We start from the raw sequence: 17,801 nt of genomic DNA, 5'->3' as shown, positions 1-17,801 counted from the left end.
TCCGCTTTACCAAAAACGAGGCGGCGGCGCGCACGATCGACGTATCGCTGCGATGCTCGCCGAGCCAGCGCAGCAGCACGTTGCCGCCGAGCGATACGCCGGCGACGACGAGCGGCCCGCGATGCTGCGCGGCGAGACGCCTGAGGATCCAGTCGACCTCGGCGCTGTCCGCGAGGTGATAGAAGCGCGGCTGGCGGTTCATCTCGCCGCTGCAACTGCGGAAGTGCGGGACGACCCCATGCCAGCCCTTCGCGCGCGCGGCGGCCATCATCGCGAGCGCGTAATGCGAACCGGAACTGCCTTCGAGACCGTGGAACAGCACGAAGAGCGGCGCATCCGGCCGCGGCGCCGCGCTGTCGAGGTGCGCGAGCCAGTCGAGATCGATGAAGTCGTGGTCGGGCGTCTGCCATCGCTCGCGCCGGTAGGCGACAGTCGGGCGTCGCGCGAACAGCGCGGGCACGATGGTTTGCACATGGCTGTTCGGCAGCCAGCGCGGCGCACGATAGCGCAGCAGGTCGTCGTCGGAGCCGTGTGCCCCGTCAAGTGGTGTGGGCGGAGAAGCCGTACTCATGATCGCCCCGCGTCTTCGTCAATTCGTCAATGCAGCGGGCCCTGCCCGTGGCGGATCTTGGCGGCAAATTGCCCGGCCGCCTGTTCGGGAATCGGGCTCGCATGGATGTGCGCGATGCGCCATTCGCCGCGCTCGTGAATCATCACGTACGTTGCGAACACCAGGTCGGGCTCGGCAGTGAGGTCGGCCTGCTGATGCGCTTCGGCGATCGTGTAGACGACGGTGCCGAGGCTGTCGTATACGCGGATGTCGAGCGGCTCGATCGTCGCGGGCTGCGTGGACAGCCGTGCGCCAAGGCCGCTACGGATCTGCTCGAGGCCATGCAGATGCGAGCCGTCTGCCCAGATGCAGCTGGCGAAATCCTCGTCGATCCACAACGCCATCAGCGCATCGACATTGGCATCGGCGATGGCCTGATAGTAGGCGTTGAGCGTATCGGCGGCGGCTTCGAAGAGGCGGGCAAAACGTGGCATCGGGTTTATCTCTCGCGCGCATCGCGCGCCGTATTCAGCACGGCGGCCACGAGGCCGCCGCACACCGGTGAATCGGATTGCCCGGCACCGCGTCGTGCGACGCTGCCGGAGACGGTCAGCGTTGCCCGACGAGCATGCCGCGCAAATCGCCGAATACCTGCTCCGGGCCGAGTTCGCGCAGACACTTCAGGTGACCGAGCGGGCACTCGCGCTCGAAGCAGGGACTACATTCGAGATGCAACCATTGTACCTTCGCCAGCTCGGACAGCGGAGGGGTATGACGCGGATCCGTCGACCCGTACAACGCGACGAGCGGGCGCCGCAGCGCCGCGGCAACGTGCATCAGCCCGGAATCGTTGGTGACGACCGCATTCGCGCGCGCGATCAGCGCGCAGGCTTCGGACAGCGACGTCTGTCCGCACAGGTTGCGCACGTGCGGCGCCTGCTCGGTGATCACCTGCGCGACGGCGGCGTCCTTCTGCGAGCCGAGCGCGATGATCTGCGTATACGGGAAAGACTGGTGGACGATCTTCGCGAGCGACGCGAAATGCTCGGGCGGCCAGCGCTTTGCCGGACCGTACTCCGCACCCGGACAGAACACGACGAGCGGCATCCGCGTATCAAGATTGAAACGTGCGGACACGCGCGCCGTTTCATTGAGGTCGGCGTCGAGTCGCGGCGGCGGCAGGGTTTTCATCGACTCGGGCAGCTTCGCGCCCGGCGCATAGGCCAGCGCCGCGTAGTGACGCGTCATCGGCGGCCGTTCGCCGTGCGACTTGTCCGGGTTCGCATGCCGCACGTTCAACAGCCCGTAGCGGTGCTCGCCGGTATAGCCGATGCGCAGCGGAATGCCGGCGAGCCACGGGATCAGCGCGGACTTCAGCGAGTTCGGCAGCACGTAGGCAGCGTCGTAGTCGTTGTCGCGCAAGTCGCTCGCGAGCTGCCAGCGGCGCAGCATCTGCAGCTTGCCGTGCGCGAGATCGGTCGCGTAGACATCGTGGATCTCCGGCATGCGCTCGAGCACCGGCGCGACCCAGGCGGGTGCGACGGCATCGATCGCGATGCGGGGATGCAATTTCTTCAGCAGCGCAAAGAGCGGCTGCGCCATCAATGCGTCACCGATCCAGTTCGGTGCGATAACCAACGCTCGACGCATGAGGTCGATTTCCGATGTCGTAATGAAGCACGGCGCGCGGCGCCGTGTTCGGGTTGCCAGAATATGGAAAGGGCGGCGCGCCGGATATCCGGATGCGCCGCCATGCAAGGCGGCGGACCGCGCAGAACGGCGCGCCGGCGTTCAGTGACCCGTGACGGTTTCGCCGTCGCGCAGCTTGTAGCGCGTGCCGCAATACGGGCAGCGCGCTTCGCCGTGCGTGATGTCGATGAACACGCGCGGATGGGTGTCCCAGCGCGTCATCGCCGGGTTCGGGCAGTAGGCGGGGAGATCCTTGGCCGTCAGTTCGACCAGCGGCATTTCCTTGATTTCACTCATGGGTCTTTCTCTTGATGACTCTCTTGCGGGGGCGTTCGAGCGCGTGGCGCGCTCAGATCTTCGTCAGCCAGTGCGCGTATTTTGCGTTCTTGCCCGACACGATATCGAAAAATGCCGATTGAAGTTTTTCCGTGATCGGGCCGCGCGTGCCGCTGCCGATCGTGCGGTTGTCCAGCTCGCGGATCGGCGTGACTTCGGCCGCCGTGCCGGTGAAGAACGCTTCGTCCGCGGTGTAGACCTCGTCGCGGGTGATGCGCTTTTCGATCACCTCGATGCCGAGATCCTTCGCGAGCGTGATGATCGTGTCGCGGGTGATGCCGTCGAGGCACGATGCCAGATCCGGCGTGTACAGCTTGCCGTGGTTCACGAGGAAGAAATTCTCGCCGGAGCCTTCCGACACGTAGCCGTCGACGTCGAGCAGCAGCGCCTCGTCGTAGCCGTCGGCGGTCGCTTCCTGGTTCGCGAGGATCGAGTTCACGTACCAGCCCGACGCCTTCGCGCGCACCATCGACACGTTGACGTGGTGACGCGTAAACGACGACGTCTTCACGCGGATGCCCTTCGCGAGGCCTTCCTCGCCGAGGTAGGCGCCCCACGGCCATGCGGCGATCGCGACGTGGATCGTGTTGCCCTTCGCGGACACGCCGAGCTTCTCCGAGCCGACCCAGATGATCGGACGCAGGTAGCACGACTCGAGTCGGTTCTCGCGCACGACCTCGCACTGCGCGGCTTCGAGCGTTTCCTGATCGAACGGCACGTCCATCTGGAAGATCTTCGCCGAGTTGAGCAGGCGCTTCGTGTGGTCCTTCAGGCGGAAGATCGCGGTGCTGCCGTCGACGAGCTTGTAAGCGCGCACGCCTTCGAAGACGCCCATGCCGTAGTGCAGGGTATGGGTCAGGACGTGGATCGTGGCGTTGCGCCAGTCGATCAGCTTGCCGTCCATCCAGATCTTGCCGTCGCGGTCGGCCATTGACATAGGAATCTCCTCTCGGGTGCGGTTGTGTGCAGCGTTGAGCCGGAAAGACGCTTATTTTAGCGTCTTTTGGCGCCAATCCGGTCGGCGGACGCCGGGGCGCGGCTATAATCGCCCGGTACCGATTCCAATCACAACGGGCGTGCCGGCAGGAGGCGCCGCTGCCCCGATACAATCCGCCCGCCGCGGCGCTCTCCCCATGCTCGCACGCCTGTCCGCCACCGACCGTTTCGCGCTGATCCAGGGCGCACGCGACTATTCCCCGACGCTGATGGCCATCCTTTCCTGGGGGCTCGTGACAGGTGTCGCGATGAGCAAGTCGGTCATGACGATCGGGCAGGCCACCGCGATGTCGCTCCTCGCCTACGCGGGGTCGTCGCAGCTCGCGGTGCTGCCGCTTCTCGCGGCGAAGCTGCCGGTCTGGACCGCGCTGCTCACGGCAACGATGGTCAACCTGCGCTTCGTGATCTTCAGCGCCGGGCTCGCCCCGCATTTTTCGTACCTGCCGCTGTGGCGGCGTCTCGCCATCGGCTATTTCAACGGCGACGTGATCTATCTGCTGTTCCAGAAGCAGGGCTTCGCGACCGGCTACGTGCCGGGCAAGGAGGCGTATTTCTGGGGGATGGCGCTTGCGAGCTGGGTGTCGTGGCAGGTCTCGTCGATCGCCGGCATCCTGCTGGCGAGCTTCTTTCCCGCGAGCTGGGGGCTGGAACTGGCCGGCACGCTCGCGCTGATTCCGATCATGGTGTCGGCGATCGCGAACCGCTCGACGCTCGCCGCGGTCGGGATCGCCGGCGTCGTGTCGCTGGTCGCGTTCGACCTGCCGTACCGGCTTGCGCTGCCGCTCGCCGTGCTGGCCGCGCTCGCGGCCGGCTGCACCGCCGATTTCTTCGTCGAGCGGGCCGACTGGCGGCGCATCCGCACCGGCACGGTCCGCCACGAGGAGGTCGAATGAGCTCGACGCAGATATGGCTTGTCATCATCGGCATGACGGTCGTCACGGCCGTCACCCGCGCACTGTTCCTGATCGGCGGCGAGCGCACGGTGCTGCCCGAGCGCATGCAGCGCGCGCTGCGCTATGCTCCGGCGGCCGCGCTTGCGGCGGTCGTGCTGCCGGATGTGCTCGAGACGCCGACCGGACTGTCGTTCGGGCTCGGCAACCCCCACTTCTACGCGGCGCTCGCCGGCTTCGGCTGGTTCATGTGGCGGCGCAGCATGCTCGGCACGATCGTGGTCGGGATGCTCGTATTCACGGTTTTGCGGCTGGTTTTCTGATTGCGGACGGCGTGTTCGTGCTGCGATGCGGCATCGCGCCGTCTTTCAGATAGCCGGAATTCACGGCCGGGCGGGCCAGTCTGTCAAACGGATCGGCTAGAATGCCCATTCAAGATTTTTCCCGTGCGCGTCATGCGGATCCGCCAGCCGCGACCGCATCCGGCGCCCCCGGCGGCAGCCCGCGCACGTCAGCGTGAGACCCCTTTCCCCATCCACTACTTCATCGATCCACCATGAACCAAGTCAAGCGTCTTACCGACCTGATCGCTGCCGGCGAACTCGCCGGCAAACGCGTGTTCATCCGCGCGGACCTGAACGTTCCGCAGGACGATCACGGCAATATCACCGAGGACACCCGCGTGCGCGCGTCGGTGCCCGCCATCCGGGCCGCGCTCGATGCCGGCGCCGCGGTGATGGTGACGTCCCACCTCGGCCGCCCGACGGAAGGCGCGTTCAAGCCGGAAGATTCGCTCGCGCCGGTCGCGAAGCGCCTCGCCGAACTGCTCGGCCGCGACGTGCCGCTCGTCGCGAACTGGGTCGAGAACGGCGTCGAAGTCGCGCCGGGGCAGGTCGTGCTGCTCGAGAACTGCCGCGTCAACAAGGGCGAGAAGAAGAACGCGGACGACCTCGCGCAGACCATGGCGAAGCTCTGCGACGTCTACGTCAACGACGCGTTCGGCACGGCGCATCGCGCGGAAGCGACGACGCACGGCATCGCGAAGTACGCGCCGGTCGCATGTGCCGGCCCGCTGCTCGCGGCTGAACTCGACGCGCTCGGCAAGGCGCTCGGCAATCCGAAGCGCCCGCTCGTCGCGATCGTCGCCGGCTCGAAGGTGTCGACCAAGCTGACGATCCTGAAGTCGCTCGCGGAGAAAGTCGACCAGCTGATCGTCGGCGGCGGCATCGCGAACACGTTCATGCTCGCGGCCGGCCTGCCGATCGGCAAGTCGCTCGCGGAAACCGATCTGGTCGACGAGGCGAAGGCGATCATCGACGAAGCGCGCAAGCGCGGCGCGTCGGTGCCGATCCCGACCGACGTCGTGACGGCGAAGGAATTCTCGCCGACGGCGGTCGCGACGGTGAAGAAGGTCGCCGACATCGAAGCGGACGACATGATTCTCGACATCGGGCCGGAAACGGCCAGGGCGCTCGCCAGCCAGCTCGAGAAGGCCGGCACGATCGTCTGGAACGGTCCGGTCGGTGTGTTCGAGTTCGACCAGTTCGGCAACGGCACCAAGACGCTCGCGGAAGCGATCGCCCATTCGTCCGCGTTCTCGATCGCGGGCGGCGGCGACACGCTCGCGGCCATCGCGAAGTACGGCATCCACGATCAGGTCAGCTACATCTCGACGGGCGGCGGCGCCTTCCTCGAGTTCCTCGAAGGGAAGACGCTGCCTGCGGTGGAAGTGCTGGAAACGCGGGCCGCCTGATGTGGCGTCGCGCGCAGGGATGACGAAGGCCGCGCGCTCCGCGAAAGCGGAGCCGGCGGCCGGCGCGGGCAAGCGAACACGCGCGCCCGCGCGGGCGAACGCCGTCCCGCGCGCAGCGGCGACTGTGCAATCACACGAGATTCAGAACAAAGCGATGCCGGGCGCAAGCACCGGCACGCTGTCCGGAGCGGTCGCCGCTGGGCTTCCCGCTTCCGGCTCTCGCAGCGTTTCACCCAGCGCATCCACCCTGATCCAGATGAGGAGCTTCATGCAGCGCGCCACCAAGATAGTCGCCACGATCGGCCCGGCTTCCAGTTCGCCGGAGATTCTGCTGCAGATGATGCAGGCGGGCCTCGACGTCGTGCGGCTCAATTTTTCGCACGGCACGGCCGATGATCACCGCCAGCGCGCCGAGATGGTGCGCGAGGCCGCCCGCAAGGTCGGGCGCGAGATCGCGATCATGGCGGATCTCCAGGGCCCGAAGATTCGCGTCGGCAAGTTCGAGAACGGCAAGATCACGCTGACGCCGGGCCAGTCGTTCGTCCTCGATGCCGGCTGCGAGCTGGGCAACGACGAGCGGGTCGGCCTCGACTACAAGGATCTGCCGCGCGACCTGGAGCCGGGTGACGTGCTGCTGCTGAACGACGGCCTGATCGTGCTGACGGTCGAGCGCGTGCTCGGCGACGAGATTCACACGACCGTCAAGATCGGCGGCGAGCTGTCGAACAACAAGGGGATCAACCGGCAGGGCGGCGGTCTGTCCGCACCTGCGCTGACCGCGAAGGACATGGAGGACATCCGTACCGCGATGTCGCTCGGCGCGGACATGGTTGCCGTGTCGTTCCCGAAGAACGCGACCGACATGGAAATGGCGCGCCAGCTCGCGAACATCGCGGGCGCGCCGTACGGCATCAAGCCGAAGATGATCGCGAAGATCGAGCGCGCCGAGGCGATCCCGGTGCTGCAGGGCATCCTCGACGCGTCGGACGGCATCATGGTCGCGCGCGGCGACCTGGCCGTCGAAGTCGGCAACGCGGCGGTGCCGGCGCTGCAAAAGCGCATGATCCGGATGGCGCGCGAGTCGAACAAGCTCGTGATCACCGCGACGCAGATGATGGAGTCGATGATCCACGCGCCGGTGCCGACTCGTGCGGAAGTGTCGGACGTCGCGAACGCGGTGCTCGACGGCACGGATGCGGTGATGCTGTCGGCCGAGACTGCGGCGGGCAAGTATCCGGTCGTGACGATCGAGACGATGGCGGCCGTCTGTATCGAGGCGGAGAAGTCGGAGCACGTCGAGCTCGACAAGGATTTCCTGGACCGCACGTTTACGCGGATCGACCAGTCGATCGCGATGGGCGCGCTGTTTACCGCCTATCACCTCGGTGCCAAGGCCATCATCGCGCTGACCGAATCGGGCGCGACCGCGCTGTGGATGTCGCGACATTACACGCACGTGCCGATCTTCGCGTTGACGCCGCGGGTCGGCAGCGAGCGCGCGATGGCGCTGTTTCGCAACGTCACGCCGCTCCACGCCGATTTCAACAGCGACCGCGATGCTGCGTTGCAGCAAGCAATCGAGCTGGTCGTGCAGCGCGGCTTCGTCGCGCGCGGCGACATGGTCGTACTGACCGTCGGCGAGCCGATGGGGCAGGCGGGCGGCACCAATACGCTGAAGATTGTCCGGGTCGGCGAGCATTACTGAGCCGTTTTTGCCGGACGCACACCGGAAAAGCCGCGTGGGGTCGGATGCCCTGCGCGGCTTTTTCCTTTTCGCCGGCCGGCGAACGTAACAAATTGCGAGCAAACGGCGCCGGGCGGTCGGAATCGGCCGCGCTTCGCGATAAAATGCGCCCATTCGACGCTCAGCCGCGTCCGTCCGCCCGCCGTTGCGCCGGGGCGGGCCGCGCCGGCGCACAGGGCGCACCGGTTTTCATTCAAGGAGTTCCACAATGCCTCTCGTATCAATGCGTCAATTGCTGGACCACGCGGCAGAGCACGGTTACGGCCTGCCGGCCTTCAACGTGAACAACCTGGAACAGGTCCAGGCGATCATGGCGGCGGCGGACCAGGTCGGCGCACCCGTGATCATGCAGGCGTCGGCCGGCGCGCGTAAGTACGCGGGCGAGCCGTTCCTGCGTCACCTGATCGAAGCGGCGATCGAGTCGTATCCGCATATTCCGGTCGTGATGCACCAGGATCACGGCCAGTCGCCCGCGGTCTGCACGGCAGCGATCCGCAGCGGTTTCTCGAGCGTGATGATGGACGGTTCGCTCGAGGCCGACGGCAAGACGGTCGCTTCCTACGAGTACAACGTCGACGTATCGCGCAAGGTCGTCGAGATGGCGCACTCGATCGGCGTGACGGTCGAGGCGGAACTCGGCGTGCTGGGCTCGCTCGAGACGATGAAGGGCGACAAGGAGGACGGCCACGGCGCCGAGGGCACGATGACCCGCGAGCAGCTGCTGACCGATCCGGAGCAGGCGGCCGACTTCGTGAAGCTCACGCAGTGCGATGCGCTCGCGATCGCGATCGGCACGTCGCACGGCGCGTACAAGTTCTCGAAGAAGCCGACGGGCGACATCCTGTCGATCGCGCGCATCAAGGAAATCCACGCGCGCATCCCGAACACGCACCTGGTGATGCACGGCTCGTCGTCGGTGCAACAGGAACTGCTCGCGGAAATCCGCGAGTTCGGCGGCGACATGAAGGAAACCTACGGCGTGCCGGTCGAGGAAATCCAGGAAGGCATCAAGCACGGCGTGCGCAAGATCAACATCGACACCGACCTGCGCCTCGCGATTACCGGCGCGATCCGTCGCTACCTGTTCGAGAACCCGTCGAAGTTCGATCCGCGCGACTACCTGAAGCCGGCGCGCGAAGCGGCGAAGCAGATCTGCGTCGATCGTTACCTCGCGTTCGGCTGCGAAGGCCAGGCCGCGAAGATCAAGCCGATCTCGCTCGACAAGATGGCAGAGAAGTACAAGGCCGGCGCGCTCGCGCAGGTCGTGCGTTGAGACTGTAGTACGATCTAGCCCGGCCATATGGCCGGTTCGGGCCGGCCGGCGAGTGTTCGCTGGCCGCCACCCTCCTGTCCGGCCGATAAAGGGCCGGCCGGCGCCGCCCGGGCCATGCCGCCCGTCCGGTTCGCCGACGTAACGCAAGGCCGCCGTTCCCGCTTGCAGCCGGGGAACGGCGTTTCCCTTTTTGTTTGGCTCCTTATCTGCGAAAAGACGATGTCTACCCTTTACGAATCCACGCTCCGCTCGCTGCCGCTTCTCGGCCGTGGCAAGGTTCGCGACAACTACGCGGTCGGCAACGACAAGCTCCTGATCGTCACCACGGATCGCCTGTCGGCGTTCGACGTGATCATGGGCGAGCCGATTCCGGACAAGGGCCGCGTGCTGAACCAGATGGCGAACTTCTGGTTCGACAAGCTCGCGCATATCGTCCCGAACCACCTGACGGGCGACGCACCGGAATCGGTCGTCGCGGCTGACGAGGTCGAGCAGGTCAAGGGCCGCGCGGTGGTCGTCAAGCGTCTGGAGCCGATCCTCGTCGAGGCGGTCGTGCGTGGCTACCTGGCCGGCAGCGGCTGGAAGGAATACCAGGCGACGGGCGCCGTATGCGGCGTCAAGCTGCCGGAAGGCCTGCAGAACGCGCAGAAGCTGCCCGAGCCGATCTTCACGCCGGCCGCCAAGGCCGAGATGGGGCATCACGACGAGAACATCACGTTCGAGGAAACCGAGCGCCGCATCGGCACCGAGCTGGCTGCGACGATCCGCGACATCTCGATCCGACTGTACAAGGAAGCGGCCGACTACGCGGCGACGCGCGGCATCATCATCGCCGACACGAAGTTCGAATTCGGCCTCGACAATCACGGCAAGCTGTACCTGATGGACGAAGTGCTGACGGCCGACTCGTCGCGCTTCTGGCCGGCCGACCAGTACCAGGTCGGCACGAATCCGCCGTCGTTCGACAAGCAGTTCGTGCGCGACTGGCTCGAGGCACAGCCGTGGAACAAGGAACCGCCGGCGCCGAAGCTCCCTGACGACGTGGTCGAGAAGACGGGCGCGAAGTATCAGGAAGCGCTCGAGCGCATCACTGGCCAGCCGCTCGCCTGAGCCTTGACGAGCCGACACGGGAATCTAGAAATGAGTGAAGTCCAGACCGCCCACACGCACAGCGCGCCGCTCGTCGGCGTGCTGATGGGTTCGAGTTCCGACTGGGACGTGATGCAGCATGCCGTGGCGATCCTGCAGGAGTTCGGCGTGCCTTACGAGGCGAAAGTCGTGTCCGCGCACCGGATGCCCGACGAGATGTTCGACTATGCGGAGAAGGCCCGCGAACGCGGCCTGCGCGCGATCATCGCGGGCGCGGGCGGCGCGGCGCACCTGCCGGGCATGCTCGCCGCGAAGACCACGGTGCCGGTGCTCGGCGTGCCGGTCGCGAGCAAGTACCTGAGGGGTGTCGATTCGCTGCATTCGATCGTGCAGATGCCGAAGGGCGTGCCGGTCGCGACCTTTGCGATCGGCGAGGCCGGCGCGGCGAACGCGGCGCTGTTTGCGGTGTCGATCCTGTCCGGTACGTCGATCGACTATGCGAACCGTCTGGCCGCGTTCCGTGTGCGCCAGAACGAGGCCGCGCACGCGATGGTGCTGCCGCCGCTGTAAGAATGGAACGGTCCGCCCGGGAAAGGGCCGTTGAAACCCGGATTGTCCCCACTGCGGCGGGCGATATGCCCGCCGCGACCGACCACTGACATGAGCGCAACCCCTGCTTCCAATTCCCCGATCCTGCCCGGCGCCTGGCTTGGCATGGTCGGCGGCGGCCAGCTTGGCCGCATGTTCTGCTTCGCCGCCCAATCGATGGGCTATCGCGTCGCGGTCCTCGATCCCGATCCGACGAGTCCCGCCGGCGTGGTCGCCGACCGCCACCTGCGCGCGGCGTACGACGACGAGGCCGCGCTCGCCGAGCTGGCGGAGCTGTGCGAGGCGGTATCGACGGAGTTCGAGAACGTCCCGGCCGCGAGCCTCGATTTTCTGGCGCGCACGACTTTCGTGGCGCCGGCCGGCCGGTGCGTCGCGATCGCGCAGGACCGGATCGCGGAAAAGCGCTTCATCGAGGCCTCCGGCGTGCCGGTTGCACCGCACGTGGTGATCGAATCGGCGGAGGCGCTCGCCGCGCTCGACGATGCCGCGCTCGACGCGGTGCTGCCCGGCATTCTGAAAACCGCGCGCCTTGGCTATGACGGCAAGGGACAGGTGCGCGTGCGCACCGCGCAGGAAGCACGCGACGCGCATGCGGCGCTCGGCGGCGTGCCGTGCGTGCTCGAAAAGCGCCTGCCGCTCAAATATGAAGTGTCCGCGCTGATCGCGCGTGGCGCGGATGGCCGCGCCGCGGCGTTCCCGCTCGCGCAGAACGTGCACCACAACGGCATTCTGGCGCTGACGATCGTGCCGGCGCCGGCTGCCGACGCGGCGCTCGTCGAGAAAGCGCAGCAGGCGGCGGTGCGGATCGCCGATACGCTCGACTACGTCGGCGTGCTGTGCGTCGAATTCTTCGTGCTCGACGACGGGTCGTTCGTCGCGAACGAAATGGCGCCGCGCCCGCACAATTCCGGCCATTACACGGTCGATGCGTGCGCAACGAGCCAGTTCGAGCAGCAGGTGCGCGCGATGACGCGCCTGCCGCTTGGCAATCCGCGCCAGCATTCGCCGGCCGCGATGCTGAACATCCTCGGCGATGTCTGGTTCCCGGACGGCGACGAGCACGCGCCTGTCACGCCGCCGTGGGACGAAGTGACCGCCATGCCCGCCGCGCATCTGCATCTGTACGGCAAGGAAGAAGCACGCATCGGCCGCAAGATGGGCCACGTGAGCTTCACGGCGGCGACGCGCGATGAAGCGGTCGGCGCGGCCATCGCGTGCGCGCAGCTGCTGCGCGTACCGCTCGAATGAGACGAGGGCCGATGTCCACCGATCTTCCGAAGTCCGTGACGCCCGGGCAAATCGATGCGGCCGCCGCGCTGCTCGATGCGGGGCAGCTCGTCGCGTTTCCGACCGAAACCGTCTACGGGCTCGGCGGCGATGCCGCCAATCCCGAGGCGGTCGCGCGCATCTATGCCGCAAAGGGCCGGCCGGCGAATCATCCGGTGATCGTGCATCTGCCGCCGGGCGGCGATCCGGGTTACTGGGTCGAGAGCCTGCCCGACGATGCACGCAAGCTGATGGATGCCTTCTGGCCCGGCCCGCTGACGCTGATCCTGAAGCGCCACGCGCGCATTCCGGATGCGGTGAGCGGCGGGCAGGATACGGTCGGGCTGCGTTGCCCGTCGCATCCGGTCGCACAGGCGCTGTTGGCTGCGTTCAGCGCGCGGCGCGGCGGTCACGGCGGTGTCGCGGCGCCGTCCGCGAACCGCTTCGGCCACGTCAGCCCGACAACCGCGCAGCACGTGCGCGACGAGTTCGGCGATACGGTGCACGTGCTCGACGGCGGATCGTCGGAAGTCGGGATCGAATCGACGATTCTGGACCTGTCGCGCGGCTTCCCGGCGCTGTTGCGCCCGGGCCACGTGACGCCGCAGCAGATCGCCGACGTGCTCGGCTGCATGCCGCGCCTGCCGGACGGCAGCGACGCGACCGCGCCGCGCGCGTCCGGTACGCTGAAGGCGCACTACGCGCCGCGCACGCCGCTCGCGCTGCTGCCGTTCGAGGCGCTCGAGCCCATGCTGGCCGAGGCCGCGGCACACGGCACCCCGGTGGCGCTCGTCGCGCGGGCGTCGCGGGCCGGGCGCTGGGCCGGTGCGCCGGGCGTGCATTTCGTGGCCGCGCCCGAGGAGCCGCAACGCTATGCGCACGAGCTCTACGGCCTGCTGCGCGCCCTCGATCGTGCCGAGGTGGCACGCATCCTCATCGAAAAGTTGCCCGAGACGATCGAGTGGATCGCGGTCAATGACCGCCTCGGGCGTGCCGCGGCTGCGTTCGAGGCGCAGCAGGACTGAGCCGGGCCGCCGGCTGGCGCCGAGTGGCGCGCGGTCTGGCCGGCCGAGCTGGCTGTCGCCAAGAATTCCGGCACGGCGCGCGTCTTTCCCCCTTCAATGAAAACGACGGTCAGCCCGATCCCTGCTCAACGGATTACGCTGAATAGGGATCGGGCTGACCATCGTGTAGACACCCCATGACCGTCGCGGCGCGTGGGGTGTTGTGTCGTGCGCTGCCGCTGTGTCATGCCCGACGGACAGGACACAAGCGGTATGCATCGGGCGATCCGCTTCGCGCAGGCTGATTACGGTGCCTTGCCGATGCCGGCCGCGGCGAGCTGCGTCTCGACGTACTGGGCGAACTGGCCGTGCAGTGCGGTGGTCGGGTGGAACAGATCCGCGAACATGTACGTCGTGGGCGCATTGGCCGTCGTCAGCGTTTGCGGTGAGCAGAACAGCGAGGTACCGAAATGGCTGCCATATGCCTGTGCCGCAGCCGTGAGCACGGGCGCCGGCGTCGAGGACGGCAGCCCGAGTGTCGCCTGCGGATTGGCCAGCGCATAGTTGGTGGCATTGGTCTGCATCTGCGCGATGTTGCACGCCGTGCCTGTGTTCGTCACGCTGAAACCGAGCGCCGCCGCGTTCAGGACCGACTGGTCGAGCCACGAGAATGCATCGATGGGGACGACCTTCTTGGCGGCGATCGACGGCGCCAGGCCCTTCAGCAGCGCGAGGTTGTAGACGGCCGAGATGAGCGAAAGCGCCCGGTCAGGTGCATTCGCGGAGCCGGGCGTCGCGTTGACGCTCGCGTCGGCCATGACCGCGGCCGGCGTCTTGCCGATATCCGGAACCGTCATGACCGCCGTCTTGGGCGCGCCGGCGATCTGCGTGTTGACGAGGGTGGCCAACGTCCCCGCAGCGGTGATGATCGGCATGACCGAAGCGAAATCGGTACTCGCGTTCGGATCCGTCGTGATGATCTGGAGTGCGATGGCGGCGGGCACCAGCGCCTGCGCCTGGCTGGCCGTAAAGCCCTGCGACATCAGCGACGTGACCGTCTGTTGCTGGGTTGCCGGATCGGCGACGAGCATCGAGAAGGGCGTGGCGGCGAGCGCCTTGCCGAACGCCGTCAGGCCCGCACCGTTGTTGTCGAGCAGTGCCAGGATTTCATTGGCGCCACCTTCGACGAGCACGAGCTGATTCGCATTGAAGCTGCCGTGCTGTTGCAGATACTGCGCGACCTGCCAGGTAACGGGCTGCTGGCTCGCGGCGGGGATCGGAGCGCTCGTGTTGCTCACGCCGCCCTTGGAGACCATTGCGCCGCCTTGCGCGTAGTCGAGGCCTCCGGTTGCCGACAGCGGCAAGCCGAAGCCACCTTCAAAGGCCGGCGTCAGCGAGTTGCCGAAATACTCGGAGACCTTCTGCGCCCAGACTTCGCCCGGGTTGGTCGTGAAGCGGCCGCCGCCGAAGCCAAGCCGGATCTGCGAATACGTGCCCGCATCGGTCAGGCTCGTGCCGAATGCCACGACCTGCATGTTGACGCCGGCCGGCGGCGTGCTGGACGCGTTGCTGCTGCTGCTGCTGTTGTTATCACCGCCGCCGCATGCGGCCAGCAGCGCGAAGGCTGCGCTGGCGATCGCGATCTGCGTGGCGCGTTTCAGCTTCAGGGGGCGCCCGGTACAGGACGGTGCGTTTTGTTGCTGCTGCATCGATCGATCTCCTCGTAGATATGGCCTGATGTTGTCATCTGCCGCACGCCGCCTGGATTCGGGCCGCGCGGTGGCCGTTGGCTGAATGGTTTAATTTTCCCTGCGCGCGGCGATGAGCGGCGCGGCGCGCGGATCGTTCATGTCCGCATCGGCGAGGCGTGCATGATAAGCGCTCGCCCATTCGGGCGGCCCAAAAAGCGCATGCAGCTTGTTGCGCCATCCCGGCACGCGCCATGCATCGGCTGCCATCGACATCCATTCGTGGAACGTGGCGACGAGCGGATTGTTCGAGCCGAGCCGTTCGACGATCCCGTATTGCGGCGGATCGTTCCGTGTTTCCTCGACGAAGCTGCCGAACAGGCGATCCCAGATCACCAGCACGCCTGCGTAATTGCGGTCGATATAGCGCGGATTGCGCGCATGGTGCGCACGATGGATCGATGGCGTGTTGAGCACGTATTCGAGCCAGCCGAGCTGGCCGATCGTCTGCGTGTGAACGAAGAACTGGAATGCGAGGTTGATCAGCACGACGCCGACGATCTGCTGCGGCGGAAAGCCGAGGAATGCGAGCGGCAGCCAGAACGCCCACATGCCGGCGATCGGGTACATCAGGCTCTGGCGGAACGCGGTCGAGAAATTCATCCGTTCGGACGAATGGTGAACCACATGCGCGGCCCACAGCCAGCGCACGCGGTGACTCGCGCGATGAAAGACGTAGTAGAGCAGATCCTGCGCGACGAACAGCACGGCGAACGACAGCCAGCTGTCTTGCCACGTGAAGAACCGGTAGTGCCGGTAGCAGTACGCATACACCGGAATCACGAACAGCCACGCGATCTTGTCGGCGCCCTGGTGCATCAGCGCGAGCGCCGCATTGCACAGCGTGTCCCCCCAGCTGTAGACGCTGTCGTGCGGGCGCGTGCGTGCGAGGTGCCACGCTTCCCAGCCGATGCAAAGCAGGAAGACGGGCGCCAGCGCGAGCAGAAGCCATTCGACGTCGAATCGCATGGGCGTGTCTCCTCCTTTTCCCCTGGCGGACCGTGAGTCCGGGCGTCTTGCCCGGTTGTCATATGGGTCAGGCCAACAGCCTACGCAATCGCCACGCGCTAGGCGAGGGGGGAGCGTAGAGGGTTCCCTCTGAGGATAGGGTTTGTACGGAAGCCGCGCCGAGCGGGCTTGTGCGATGCGGCCCTGTTTTAATGGGCGACCGGGCGGATTGCGGGACGGCGCCGGCCGCTGCAAGCGCCGGCGCATGGTGCGGGTGCAGGCGGCTCAGTGCGCGCCTGCGTAGACCCATTCGAGCAGCGTGTCGTGCGCGGCGCGCGCGGCTTCGGCGCGATCGTCGTTGATGAAGCTGACGACGACATAGCTCGCGCCGTCCGAACCCGCGACGTACCCGGCGATCGCACGGACATCGCGCAACGTGCCGGTCTTGATGTGCGCGTTGCCGAGCACGCCTGCGTTGGTGAGACGGTTCTTCATCGTGCCGTCGATGCCGGCGATCGGCAGCGAGTCGACGAACACCTGCGCGACCGGGCTCGCGTTCGCCGCCTGGAGCAGCGAGGCGAGCGACAGCGCGCTCACGTGTTCGTCGCGCGACAGTCCCGAGCCGTTTTCCAGTTCGAGCTCGGGCATCGCGATGCCGCTTTTCCGCAGGAACCCGCGAATCGCGGTGCTCGACTGCTCGGGCGTCGCGGGCGGCTTGCCGGACACCGCGCCGATCGTCAGGAACAGGTTGCGCGCCATCACGTTGTTGCTGAACTTGTTGATGTCGTAGACCACGCTGGCGAGCACCGGACCCTGATGCACGGCGACGGGCCGCGCGGTCGCGGGCACCTTGCCCTCGCTGACCGGGCCGGAGAAGGTGCCGCCGTCCTGTTGCCACAGCGCGAGGAAGCCGCGCGCGAAGAACGTCGTGTGATCGAGGATCGCGAGATTGGTCGTGCGCGCGCCGCAGCGCAACGGATAGTCGCCGCTGAACGACGCGGTCAGCATGCCGTCGCTTGCGGACAGCGCCGGGCGGGCGGCCGACGCGGCCGTGCCGCACGAGCCGCTGCCCTCGTAGAGCTGGTTGTCGATCGACAGGTTGGCGAGCGGCGGCAGGACATCGACCGCGACCTTGCCGTCCTCGCCCGGCGTGACGGTGAACGACAGCGCCTTGAATGCGTACAGCAGCGGATCCGGGCCGACGTTGTACGGCGCGCTCGCATCGTCGTCGAACGGCGGCAGGTCGCGCGTCGACGCCGCGAAATAGCTCTTGTCGAGGACGAGGCCGCCGTCGACGCGGCGGATGCCCGCCTTGCGGATCTTGTCGACGAGGTCGATCAGCTCCTCGGGCACGAGTTTCGGGTCGCCGGTGCCCTTGATATACAGGTTGCCGTGCAGCGTGCCGTCCGGATCGAGCGGGCCGTCCGCATACGCGGACGTCCGCCAGCGGAAGTCGGGGCCGAGCATCGACAGGCCTGCGTAGGTCGTGACGAGCTTCATCGTCGAGGCCGGCATCATGGCGCGGTCCGCATTCCACGCGACGAGCGGCGCCGGATCGCCGATCCGCTCGACCACGACGCTCACGGCCGATGCCGGCACCTTCGCACGCTGCAGAGCACCGAGCACCGACGGGGGCAGCCCCGCGCGCGCGGCGGCCGCCGCGACGGGCGGCCGGGCTTTCTTGCGAGCGAGCGCGGGCGGCGCGAACGCGAGGGCGGTACAGGTGGCGAGGACGGCGGCGGCGCGCAGGCAGAGGCGGGCGTGGGGCGCGAACCGGGCGGACGGGGCGGGCATCGGCATGGACGAATACGGAAAGGCAAACAACGTGGGCGAGGCGCGCGCGGCGCGAAAGCGCACATTGTAGAGACAAGTGCGCTCAGATCCGACGAATTCGCCCGCGTTCCGA

The 17,801-nt window shown here is 67.1% G+C and carries 18 protein-coding genes; 9 read left to right on the top strand and 9 right to left on the bottom strand.

The window, feature by feature from the left end; all coding sequences use genetic code 11:
• The 5 genes from KH616_RS04380 to KH616_RS04360 form a co-directional block, all read right to left on the bottom strand.
• The coding region (locus tag KH616_RS04380; protein WP_292237331.1) for an alpha/beta fold hydrolase at positions 1–571 on the bottom strand (571 nt) is incomplete at its 3' end.
• Between the two features lie 26 nt (positions 572–597).
• Positions 598–1,044 (bottom strand): nuclear transport factor 2 family protein, encoded by a 447-nt coding sequence (locus KH616_RS04375; protein ID WP_292237330.1) that lies wholly within the window; start codon positions 1,042–1,044, stop codon positions 598–600.
• Between the two features lie 115 nt (positions 1,045–1,159).
• Positions 1,160–2,200: a lipopolysaccharide heptosyltransferase II gene (gene waaF, locus KH616_RS04370; RefSeq protein WP_292237329.1), complete on the bottom strand. Its 1,041-nt coding sequence runs from the start codon at positions 2,198–2,200 to the stop codon at positions 1,160–1,162.
• Positions 2,201–2,341: 141 nt separating this feature from the next.
• The gene (locus KH616_RS04365) at positions 2,342–2,536 is read right to left on the bottom strand and encodes a zinc-finger domain-containing protein (protein WP_292237328.1); all 195 of its coding nucleotides are present in this window, start codon (positions 2,534–2,536) and stop codon (positions 2,342–2,344) included.
• 52 nt (positions 2,537–2,588) lie between these two features.
• Entirely contained in the window at positions 2,589–3,512 is a 924-nt protein-coding gene (locus tag KH616_RS04360; protein WP_292237327.1) for a branched-chain amino acid transaminase, read from the bottom strand.
• A gap of 196 nt (positions 3,513–3,708) precedes the next feature.
• Between KH616_RS04360 and KH616_RS04355 the strand changes: the two genes are divergently transcribed.
• The 3 genes from KH616_RS04355 to KH616_RS04345 all read left to right on the top strand — a co-directional run bounded on the left by KH616_RS04355 (position 3,709) and on the right by KH616_RS04345 (position 6,214).
• Positions 3,709–4,464 (top strand): AzlC family ABC transporter permease, encoded by a 756-nt coding sequence (locus tag KH616_RS04355; RefSeq protein WP_292237326.1) that lies wholly within the window; start codon positions 3,709–3,711, stop codon positions 4,462–4,464.
• Positions 4,461–4,784, top strand: a complete 324-nt coding sequence (locus tag KH616_RS04350; protein ID WP_292237325.1) for an AzlD domain-containing protein — start codon at positions 4,461–4,463, stop codon at positions 4,782–4,784. The genes KH616_RS04355 and KH616_RS04350 overlap by 4 nt, the downstream gene beginning before the upstream one ends.
• A gap of 233 nt (positions 4,785–5,017) precedes the next feature.
• Positions 5,018–6,214 carry a phosphoglycerate kinase gene (locus KH616_RS04345; RefSeq protein WP_292237324.1) on the top strand — a complete coding sequence of 399 codons (1,197 nt, stop codon included), beginning with the start codon at positions 5,018–5,020 and terminating at the stop codon, positions 6,212–6,214.
• Between the two features lie 141 nt (positions 6,215–6,355).
• Here KH616_RS04345 and KH616_RS04340 read toward each other — a convergent pair whose 3' ends face one another.
• Complete coding sequence (locus KH616_RS04340; RefSeq protein WP_292237323.1) at positions 6,356–6,484, bottom strand: hypothetical protein; 129 nt, start codon at positions 6,482–6,484, stop codon at positions 6,356–6,358.
• Here KH616_RS04340 and pyk point away from each other — a divergent pair.
• The 6 genes from pyk (at position 6,483) to KH616_RS04310 (ending at position 13,220) form a co-directional block, all read left to right on the top strand.
• Complete coding sequence (pyk, locus tag KH616_RS04335; RefSeq protein ID WP_292237322.1) at positions 6,483–7,919, top strand: pyruvate kinase; 1,437 nt, start codon at positions 6,483–6,485, stop codon at positions 7,917–7,919. The genes KH616_RS04340 and pyk overlap by 2 nt on opposite strands.
• A 247-nt stretch (positions 7,920–8,166) precedes the next feature.
• A complete protein-coding gene (fba, locus tag KH616_RS04330; protein WP_292237321.1) occupies positions 8,167–9,231 on the top strand; it encodes a class II fructose-bisphosphate aldolase in 1,065 nt (354 codons plus the stop codon).
• 219 nt (positions 9,232–9,450) lie between these two features.
• Positions 9,451–10,341, top strand: a complete 891-nt coding sequence (locus KH616_RS04325) for a phosphoribosylaminoimidazolesuccinocarboxamide synthase (RefSeq protein ID WP_292237320.1) — start codon at positions 9,451–9,453, stop codon at positions 10,339–10,341.
• Between the two features lie 30 nt (positions 10,342–10,371).
• Entirely contained in the window at positions 10,372–10,890 is a 519-nt protein-coding gene (gene purE / locus KH616_RS04320; RefSeq protein ID WP_292237319.1) for a 5-(carboxyamino)imidazole ribonucleotide mutase, read from the top strand.
• A gap of 90 nt (positions 10,891–10,980) precedes the next feature.
• Positions 10,981–12,177 (top strand): 5-(carboxyamino)imidazole ribonucleotide synthase, encoded by a 1,197-nt coding sequence (locus tag KH616_RS04315; RefSeq protein WP_292237318.1) that lies wholly within the window; start codon positions 10,981–10,983, stop codon positions 12,175–12,177.
• 11 nt (positions 12,178–12,188) lie between these two features.
• On the top strand, positions 12,189–13,220 hold the full coding sequence (locus KH616_RS04310; protein WP_292237317.1) for an L-threonylcarbamoyladenylate synthase: 1,032 nt from the start codon (positions 12,189–12,191) through the stop codon (positions 13,218–13,220).
• A gap of 284 nt (positions 13,221–13,504) precedes the next feature.
• On the opposite strand, the gene KH616_RS04305 is transcribed toward KH616_RS04310, so the two are convergent.
• The 3 genes from KH616_RS04305 to dacB form a co-directional block, all read right to left on the bottom strand.
• Entirely contained in the window at positions 13,505–14,908 is a 1,404-nt protein-coding gene (locus KH616_RS04305) for an SGNH/GDSL hydrolase family protein (RefSeq protein ID WP_292237316.1), read from the bottom strand.
• Positions 14,909–14,998: 90 nt separating this feature from the next.
• Positions 14,999–15,916 (bottom strand): sterol desaturase family protein, encoded by a 918-nt coding sequence (locus tag KH616_RS04300; RefSeq protein WP_292237315.1) that lies wholly within the window; start codon positions 15,914–15,916, stop codon positions 14,999–15,001.
• Between the two features lie 264 nt (positions 15,917–16,180).
• Complete coding sequence (dacB, locus tag KH616_RS04295) at positions 16,181–17,695, bottom strand: D-alanyl-D-alanine carboxypeptidase/D-alanyl-D-alanine-endopeptidase (protein ID WP_292237333.1); 1,515 nt, start codon at positions 17,693–17,695, stop codon at positions 16,181–16,183.
• Positions 17,696–17,801 lie beyond the last annotated feature (106 nt).

The organism is Burkholderia sp. (assembly GCF_018375725.1).
GTDB lineage: Bacteria > Pseudomonadota > Gammaproteobacteria > Burkholderiales > Burkholderiaceae > Burkholderia.
The sequence above is the reverse complement of the archived record's forward strand: the minus strand, read 5'-3'. Positions and strand labels throughout refer to the sequence as shown.

Coding starts and splice junctions, on each gene's coding strand:
- KH616_RS04375 (WP_292237330.1), bottom strand. CDS start 1,044: ATGCCACGTTTTGCCCGCCTCTTCGAAGCCGCCGCCGATACGCTCAAC.
- waaF (WP_292237329.1), bottom strand. CDS start 2,200: ATGCGTCGAGCGTTGGTTATCGCACCGAACTGGATCGGTGACGCATTG.
- KH616_RS04365 (WP_292237328.1), bottom strand. CDS start 2,536: ATGAGTGAAATCAAGGAAATGCCGCTGGTCGAACTGACGGCCAAGGAT.
- KH616_RS04360 (WP_292237327.1), bottom strand. CDS start 3,512: ATGTCAATGGCCGACCGCGACGGCAAGATCTGGATGGACGGCAAGCTG.
- KH616_RS04355 (WP_292237326.1), top strand. CDS start 3,709: ATGCTCGCACGCCTGTCCGCCACCGACCGTTTCGCGCTGATCCAGGGC.
- KH616_RS04350 (WP_292237325.1), top strand. CDS start 4,461: ATGAGCTCGACGCAGATATGGCTTGTCATCATCGGCATGACGGTCGTC.
- KH616_RS04345 (WP_292237324.1), top strand. CDS start 5,018: ATGAACCAAGTCAAGCGTCTTACCGACCTGATCGCTGCCGGCGAACTC.
- pyk (WP_292237322.1), top strand. CDS start 6,483: ATGCAGCGCGCCACCAAGATAGTCGCCACGATCGGCCCGGCTTCCAGT.
- KH616_RS04340 (WP_292237323.1), bottom strand. CDS start 6,484: ATGAAGCTCCTCATCTGGATCAGGGTGGATGCGCTGGGTGAAACGCTG.
- fba (WP_292237321.1), top strand. CDS start 8,167: ATGCCTCTCGTATCAATGCGTCAATTGCTGGACCACGCGGCAGAGCAC.
- KH616_RS04325 (WP_292237320.1), top strand. CDS start 9,451: ATGTCTACCCTTTACGAATCCACGCTCCGCTCGCTGCCGCTTCTCGGC.
- purE (WP_292237319.1), top strand. CDS start 10,372: ATGAGTGAAGTCCAGACCGCCCACACGCACAGCGCGCCGCTCGTCGGC.
- KH616_RS04315 (WP_292237318.1), top strand. CDS start 10,981: ATGAGCGCAACCCCTGCTTCCAATTCCCCGATCCTGCCCGGCGCCTGG.
- KH616_RS04310 (WP_292237317.1), top strand. CDS start 12,189: ATGTCCACCGATCTTCCGAAGTCCGTGACGCCCGGGCAAATCGATGCG.
- KH616_RS04305 (WP_292237316.1), bottom strand. CDS start 14,908: ATGCAGCAGCAACAAAACGCACCGTCCTGTACCGGGCGCCCCCTGAAG.
- KH616_RS04300 (WP_292237315.1), bottom strand. CDS start 15,916: ATGCGATTCGACGTCGAATGGCTTCTGCTCGCGCTGGCGCCCGTCTTC.
- dacB (WP_292237333.1), bottom strand. CDS start 17,695: ATGCCGATGCCCGCCCCGTCCGCCCGGTTCGCGCCCCACGCCCGCCTC.